The sequence below is a fragment of the Nocardia amamiensis NBRC 102102 genome (genome assembly GCF_001612745.1).
Taxonomy (GTDB): domain Bacteria; phylum Actinomycetota; class Actinomycetes; order Mycobacteriales; family Mycobacteriaceae; genus Nocardia; species Nocardia amamiensis.
In genome coordinates this window covers 1-7269 of record NZ_BDBA01000312.1, presented here as the reverse complement: position 1 = coordinate 7269, position 7269 = coordinate 1, and the positions used below count along the sequence as shown (strand labels likewise).

Annotated in this window: 3 protein-coding genes; 1 reads left to right on the top strand and 2 read right to left on the bottom strand. The window is 72.0% G+C overall.

Annotation, left to right across the window (positions count from 1 at the left end):
* A partial coding sequence (locus tag NA4_RS36470) for a helix-turn-helix transcriptional regulator (protein ID WP_067480410.1) occupies window positions 1-2060 on the bottom strand: 2060 nt, incomplete at its 3' end.
* Window positions 2053-3840 carry an Hsp70 family protein gene (locus NA4_RS36465; RefSeq protein ID WP_067480407.1) on the bottom strand — a complete coding sequence of 596 codons (1788 nt, stop codon included), beginning with the start codon at window positions 3838-3840 and terminating at the stop codon, window positions 2053-2055. The genes NA4_RS36470 and NA4_RS36465, both read right to left, overlap by 8 nt.
* A gap of 302 nt (window positions 3841-4142) precedes the next feature.
* Between NA4_RS36465 and NA4_RS43420 the strand changes: the two genes are divergently transcribed.
* Window positions 4143-7269 (top strand): IniB N-terminal domain-containing protein (locus NA4_RS43420; protein ID WP_067480402.1); only part of this gene is annotated, 3127 nt, incomplete at its 3' end.

Below are 7269 nucleotides of genomic sequence, written 5' to 3'. Positions count from 1 at the left end.
AGGGCGCGCGCGTGCGGCAGCAGTTCCTCGGGGCTTTCGTGCGCGATCGCGGCCTGCACGCCGTACCAGTGGAAAGCGTTGGACCAGGCAGGTGGCTCGTCCAAGCGACGAAGCAGCGCGAGCGCGGCGTCCACCAGCGGCGCGATCCGGCGCTCGTCGCGCATCCGGATGGCCGCCAGCCACAACTCGCCGATCGGCAGCAGGGACAGCAGATCGGCCTGCACGTCATCGAACAGCGGATACGCCGCCTGCCACGCACGGGCGAGCGCGGTGTGATCACCGCTGCGCCGGGCCAGACCGACCGTGACGCCGTGCGCGAGCAGCCGGTCACGGACGTCCAGCTCGGCGTGGTCCAGCGCGGCCACGGTCGCCGCGGCGGCGCGCTCGTCGCCGCCGAGCATCGCGGTCCAGGCCGCGAGCACGTCGAGTTGGTGACAATGCAGCCCGCTCGCGGTGGCACGCCGCAACGCGTCGCCCGCGCGGCGCGGCTCACCGGTGCCGAGCGAGAGCAGGGTCGCGATGGAGGCCGCCGTGGACGGCAGGAAGCGTTCCACTCCCGCATCCGCGTGCGTCGCCTGCACCAGTGCGGATACTGCGGCAGCGGTGCCGTTGCCCGGTTCGACCGTGTCGGTGAGCGCGGTCGCGATCAGCCGGGCGTGCGCGTCGGCCTCGGTCGGCGGCCACTGCATCGCCGACGCGGACATCTCCTTGGCGCCCGCGGCGTCGCCTGCCAGGCATAGCACGGTCGCGCCGAGCGCCCAGTCCGCGCCGACCCGGTCCGGCCCGAGCCAGGTGTACAGCTGCGCCGCCCGACCGACCAGGCCACGGCGGGTCAGCACCGCCGCGCAGATCCGCACGGCGGTCGCGAGATCGGCGTCAGGGCCGCCCGAACGTGCCAGCATGGGCTCGGCCAGCCGCATGGCCGTCTCGCCATCGCCGGCGCGCGCGGCCGCCTCGGCCCAGCGCAGCGCGATCGGATCGAGGTCGGCCCCGGCGGAAGCCGCGGCCGCGTAGTAGCGGACCGCGTCGCGACCGGCCTTCTCCGCGGCGGCGACGAGGAACTCGGCCAGGCGGGGATCGCGGACACCGGATTCGGCGAGCTGCATGGCGGTGCGGTCGCGCAGCAGGCCGGCCTCCAGCCGGGCGCCGAGCAACCGGCGTTCGATCGCGACGAACCTGCGGTCGCCGAGTAGCGTGCGCAGCGGCCCGACGGCCGGCTCCAGCAGCAGGTCGGCGTCGGTGACCAGCGCACTGGCCCTGGCTCGGTCGATGAGATCCTGCGCGACGGCCTGCTCCACGCCGAGCACCTCGGTGAGCTCGCTGGAGTCGAGTCCGGTTCCGGTGGTGGCGACGACGAGGGTTTCCAGCAGATCGGGCTCCAGGTTGTCCAGCAGCCCGCGCGCCCACGCGGCGACTGCCGTGTCGACAGCGGCGATGCCCGCGTCCAGCCGCGCCGAGCAGGCCGCGGTCAGCGCGGCGACCACACCGCCGCGGATACCCCCGGTCTGCAGATGGATGTGCTGGGCGACCTGGCGCGGCACCATCATGCCCAGTTCCCTGGCGAACGGCGCCATATCCGCGACGCCGAGCGGGCGCAGATCGGCCACGCGCCCCCGCCGGGCCACCGCTTCGGCGAGCATCCGCAGCCGCGTGTCGTGCGGGCGCGGCTGGGTGGCGACGACCACTGTGCGATGACCTGATTCGACTGTGGAGCAAAGGTATTCGAGCTCGAACTGGCCGAGCGTGTGGGCGTTGTCGATGACCAGGGCGGGGCGGGCGGTCTCGGTGGTCACTCCTGCCGTGCCGGTGACAACCGCGCTCGGTGCGTGGGACACCACAGGGGAGCCATTGCCCGCGTGGGTGTGCCGCAGGGCGGCGGTGTCGTCCTGCAGTGGGACGCCTCGGGCGCGCAGGCGAGCCCGGATCTCCGCGAGGAGGGTCGATTTACCGGTTTGCGAGCGACCGCGGATCAGGTAGACGACCGGCTGTTCGTCGACGGATTCCAGGTCGCGGAAGATGTCGCGGGCGCAGGGGAGGGTGTCGAAGGCGATCTCAGCCACCGGAGCCTCCCAGGATCTCGCCGGGCGCGCGCAGCACCGTCCCGACCCTGTCGCCGACGCCGTCGATGGTGTCGCTCAGCACGCCGGTCGGCAGGCTCGGGGCGCTCGGCACCGTGGGCCGCGGCTGCTGCGGCGTGGGTTGCGGGTTGGTCGGTGCCGGTGCCGGTGCAGGGGAAGGCTGAGGTTGCGGCTGAGGGGCAGGTTGGGGTGCTGGGGATTCCGCGGGACCGGGCTGGCCGGGAGTTTGCTCGCTGTTCGCAACGACCGCGGTGGTGCCTTCGGCGGCGGACGAGGGTGGACCCGCTGCTTCCGAAGCGCTGGTTGCCGGGCGGCGCGTCGATGTCGCGGCATCGGTGGCGGCGACACCCGTCGCGGGTGCGGACGGATCGCCCGGCTGTGCTCCCGTCGTCGCCGCGACCTGCGCCGCGCCGGAGGTCGACTGCTCGGTCGAGGCGGGATGGCTCGGGCCGGACTGGATACCGGTTCCGATCGCGAGGGTCCCGGTGGCCAGCAGGCCGATGGCCAAGGCGGCACCCGCGACGACGGCGACGCGCCGCTTGCTCGTCACCGCGCGACGGCGTGCCGGGCGATCCTCGGGCAGCGTCGCGATCCTGGGCGCGGGGAGTGCTCTGGGCTGAGGCACGGTCTCGTCCTCGGCGTCCGGGCCGGCCAGCGGAAGCTGATCCGTCTCGGCGGCGAGCAGATCGGCGGCCAGCAGCGCGGCGCCGCGCGCCGTGGTGTGCTCCGGGTCGGGGGCGGCGACCACAGGCAGCCCGAACTCGGACGAGATCAATTCCGCGACCAGGGGGATCGCGCCACCGCCGCCGGTGAGCAGGACGCGGCCGACATCGCCGATCTCCAGCCCCGCGCGGTGCACCGCGTCGCGGATCAGATCGATCGAACTGGACAACGGTCCGCGCAGCAGGTCTTCCAGTTCGCCCCGCACCAGCCGCACGGTGCTGCCGCGTGGGTCGGCGGGATCCAACCGAACCGGAACGACCGTCGCCGTATTTATGGAAAGCTCTTCTTTCGCTTTTCTGCAGCGTTCGCGCAAAGCCGCCAATTCACGCTCCACCACCGGATCGAATGGATCGAAATCCGCGGCGAGCACGGCATTTGCCAAGACATAGCGCATGGTCAGCAGATCGAATTCCGCACCGGCCACATCGGTGTTGTGCAACGGCGTGCCGAGCAGACTGGCGTGCTCGCCGGTGCGCACCACCGAGACGGTCAGTCCGGTGGCGCCGAGGTCGTAGACGACGACCGCGCCGTCGCCGGACCGGCCGTGCGCCGCATCCAGCCAGCGGATCGCGGCGGTGGGCTCCGGAACCAAGGTCACCTCGCCGAGCCCGGCCCGCTCGACTGCGTCGCGCTGGATCTCGACGGTGTGCCGCGACCACCAGCCCGGATGGCAAGCGACGATGGCCTCGGTGGCGGATGCTCCTGTGTCCGCGGCGATCTCGTCGATCAAGCAGCCGATCGCGGTGGCGACCAGGTCGGGCGCGGCATACGAGGAGCCGTCCTCGGCTAGGATGCCCACCGGGTCACCGACCCTGGCGAGGAAACCCTCCAACAGGACGTCACTGGAATGGCGGCCGGTGGCGCGAGCGCCCGAGCCGAAAGTGGGCGCCATATCCTGCGACAACCGCAACACGCTCGGATGCGTGCGCAGGTAACCGCCGCCGGACGGGCCGATGCCGTCGTCGCCATCTTCCGTTGCCGCCACGGCGACCGAATTCGACGCCCCGACAGTGATGCCGAGCGCCAGGCGCTGTGTCATTCGAGAACCCCGTTCGAAAAAGCTGTCTGGTCCGGTGTCGCTGCTGTGTAGTTCCGAGATGGTGCGCAGGCCGTTGGAGCCACGCCGACGCAACCGTTCTGTCGGTTGCTGGCCAGCAGCCGTTACTTCGCTAGGGGAAAGGTTGGGGCAATTCCCCTAATTTCGGCTGCACCCCTACCGAGTACCCACGCAGGGCCGTAGGGGTTCGCCCCGTTTCGGCGTAACGGGATGCGCTCCTAGCGTGATTTGCATTCCAACGACTGCGGATCAGGAGGTCCGCCGGATCTCAGGAGACGATTCTCATGACACCCAACGCGATTCTGGAGTTCATCCTCGATCTGCTGCGGAATGAAGAGGCCGCAGTCGCTTACTGCGCGAACCCCACCCAGGCGCTTGCCGCCGCCGGCTTGAGCGCGGTGACCCCGGAGGACATCACCCTCTGCGCTCCTATGGTTGCCGAGTCGGCGCTGGTCACCGGCGGTTCCCAGCTGCAGGCCATCGTGGCGGCGGGTGCGCAGACCGGTGCGGCGGCCGCGGTGGGCGCGGCGGGCACCGTGGGCGCGGCCGCGGTCGCGAACGCTGGTGTCGACCTGGGCACGGACCTGGGCGTCGACCTCGGCGTCGGTGCGGGCGGCGGAGCAGGCGCTGGTGTCGACCTCGGGGTGGACACTGGCGTCGACGTGGGTCTGGACACTGCGATCGACACTGGTCTCGAGATCGGCGCAGGCCTGGGTGCAGGGCTGGCCGCGGGCCTCGACACGGTGGTCAACGCGGGCGCCGATCTGTCCGCGGCCGTTGGCGGCCTGCTCGGCGCGGGCGCCCAGGTGATCAGCGGTATCGGCGGCGGCATCGACCTCGACGCCGACCTGTCCACCGGCTTGGCGGGCGCTGGAAACATCGGCGCGGGCCTGGAGACCGGCCTGTCCACCGGCATCGACGCCGCCATCGGCACGGGCGCCGACCTTTCCGCCGGCCTCGAGGGCGCGGTGGATGCGGCGGCGGGCCTGACGACCGGCCTCGGCGCGGGTCTGGAAGGCGCGGTGAACGGCGCTGCGGACCTGACCACGGGTCTTGGCGCCGGACTGCAAGGCGCCGTGGGCGCGGCAACCGGTCTGACCACCGGCATAGACGCTGCCCTGAACGCCGGTGCGCAAGCAGGCGCTGATCTCAGCGCAGGCCTGCAGGGCGCGGTAGACGCGACGACCGGCTTGACGACCGGTCTGGGCGCGGGCCTGGATGGCGCGATTGATGCGACGACGGGTCTGACGACCGGTCTGGGTGGTGGTCTCGAAGGTGCCGTCGGTGGTGCGGCGGACCTGACCACGGGGCTGGGTGCTGGTCTTGAAGGTGCCGTGGGCGGTGTGGCGGACCTGACCACGGGGCTCGGCGCGGGCTTGGAGGGAGCTGTGGATGCGACGACCGGCTTGACGACTGGCCTCAGCGGTGGTCTCGAGGGTGCCGTGGGTGGTGCGGCGGACCTGACCACGGGGCTCGGCGCGGGCTTGGAGGGAGCAGTGGATGCGACGACCGGCTTGGCGACTGGCCTCAGCGGTGGTCTCGAGGGTGCTCTGGATGGCGCCGTGGGTGTCACTACGGGCTTGGGCGCGGGTCTGGATGGTGCGATTGATGCGACTACCGGTCTGGGCGTTGGCTTGGAAGGCGCCCTGGGCGGTGCCGCCGACGCGACTACGGGCTTGGAAGGGGCTGTCGGTGGCGCCGCGAACGTGACCACGGGTCTCGGCGCGGGGCTCGAGGGAGCAGTGGATGCGACTACCGGTCTGGGGGTCGGCCTCGAGGGCGCTCTGGATGGCGCCGCAGGCGTGACCACGGGCTTGGGCGCAGGTCTCGATGGTGCCGTTGGTGCGGCAACGGACCTGACCGGCAGCCTCGGTGCTGAGGCGGGTGCGGGTCTGGAGGGTGCTGTGGGTGCCGCGGGCGGGTTGTCTACCGGCGTCGGTGGGGCTCTCGGCGGTCAGGCTGGTGCCGGGCTCGACACGGGTCTTGCGGGTGCGGTGGACGGCGCCGTGGACGTAACCAGCGGCCTTGGCGCTGGACTTCAGAGCGCTGTGGGCGGAGCTGCCGATTTGACCACCGATCTCGGTGCCGGTGGGCAGGTTGGCGCGGGTCTCGGGGGCGCTGTGGATGGTGCCGCGAACCTGACCACGGGCTTGGGTGCGGGGCTCGGGGGTGCCGCGGGCGCGGGGACTGACTTCTCGGCGGGTCTCGGTGCCGCCGGTGGACTGACCACCGGTGTGGACGCGGCGCTGGGCGCTGGTGGGCAGGCCGGCGCAGGTTTCGGGGGCGCTGTGGATGGTGCCGCGAACCTGACCACGGGCTTGGGTGCGGGACTTCAGGGTGCTGCGGGTGCGGCGACTGACTTCTCGGCGGGTCTTGGTGCTGCTGGCGAGGCTGGTCTGGGTGCCGGTTTGGAGGGCGCTGTGAATGGGGCTGGTGGTTTGACCACTGGCGTGGACGCGGCGCTGGGCGCTGGTGGGCAGGCCGGCGCAGGTCTGGAGGGCGCCGTGGACGCGGCGAGCGGCTTGACCGCGGGCCTGGGTGCTGGTGGGCAGGCCGGCCTTGAAGCGGGTCTGGAGGGCGCTGTGGATGGTGCCGCAGGCCTGACCACAGGCTTGGGTGCGGGGCTCGGGGGTGCTGCGGGTGCGGGGACTGACTTCTCGGCGGGTCTTGGTGCTGCTGGGCAGGCTGGTGTCGGTGCCGGTTTGGAAGGCGCTGTGGATGCGGCTGGTGGTTTGGCCACGGGTGTCGACGCAGCGCTGGGCGGTGCCGCGCAGGCGGGGACGGACCTGGGTGCGGGGGCCTCGACCGGATTGCATGGCGCCGCAGACGCAGGCGCGCAGATCGGCAGCGGACTGGAAACCGGTTTGTCGACCGGGATCGGTGGTGTGTTCGAGGCAGGAGGCCAGGCGGCAAGCGGGCTCACCGGCGGACTCGATACCGCGGCGCAGGGTTCGGGCAATCTCACCACAGGACTCGGTGGCAACTTCTCCTCGGCCGTTGGTGGTGCGGGGAATCTCGGAACGCAGGCGACGGCGGGTCTGGAGACCGGGCTCGCGACGGGGCTCGGCGCGGCCGTCAGCACCGGCGCGGAACTGGGTGGCGGCCTGGACAGCTCGTTGAACACCGGAGGACAGTTCGGGACGGGGCTGGAAACCGGACTCGGCGCGGTGCTCGACGCCGGGGGCGAGGCGACGACCGGACTGTCCAGCGGCGTGGACGGCGTGGTGCACGCCGGTTCCGGTCTCGAGTCCGGGCTCGGCGGCGCCATCGACGCTGGTGCCGGGCTGGGTACGGGTCTGTCGGCTGGGCTCGATGCGGGAGCGCAGGCTGGTGCCGGGCTCGGTACCGGTCTCTCCGCCGGGCTCGACGCGGGCACGCAGGCTGGTGCCGGACTCGGATCCGGCTTGTCGA

What these genes read in the sequence shown, in the direction of transcription:
- NA4_RS36465 (WP_067480407.1), bottom strand. Translation starts at nt 3,840, where the DNA reads ATGACACAGCGCCTGGCGCTCGGCATCACTGTCGGGGCGTCGAATTCG.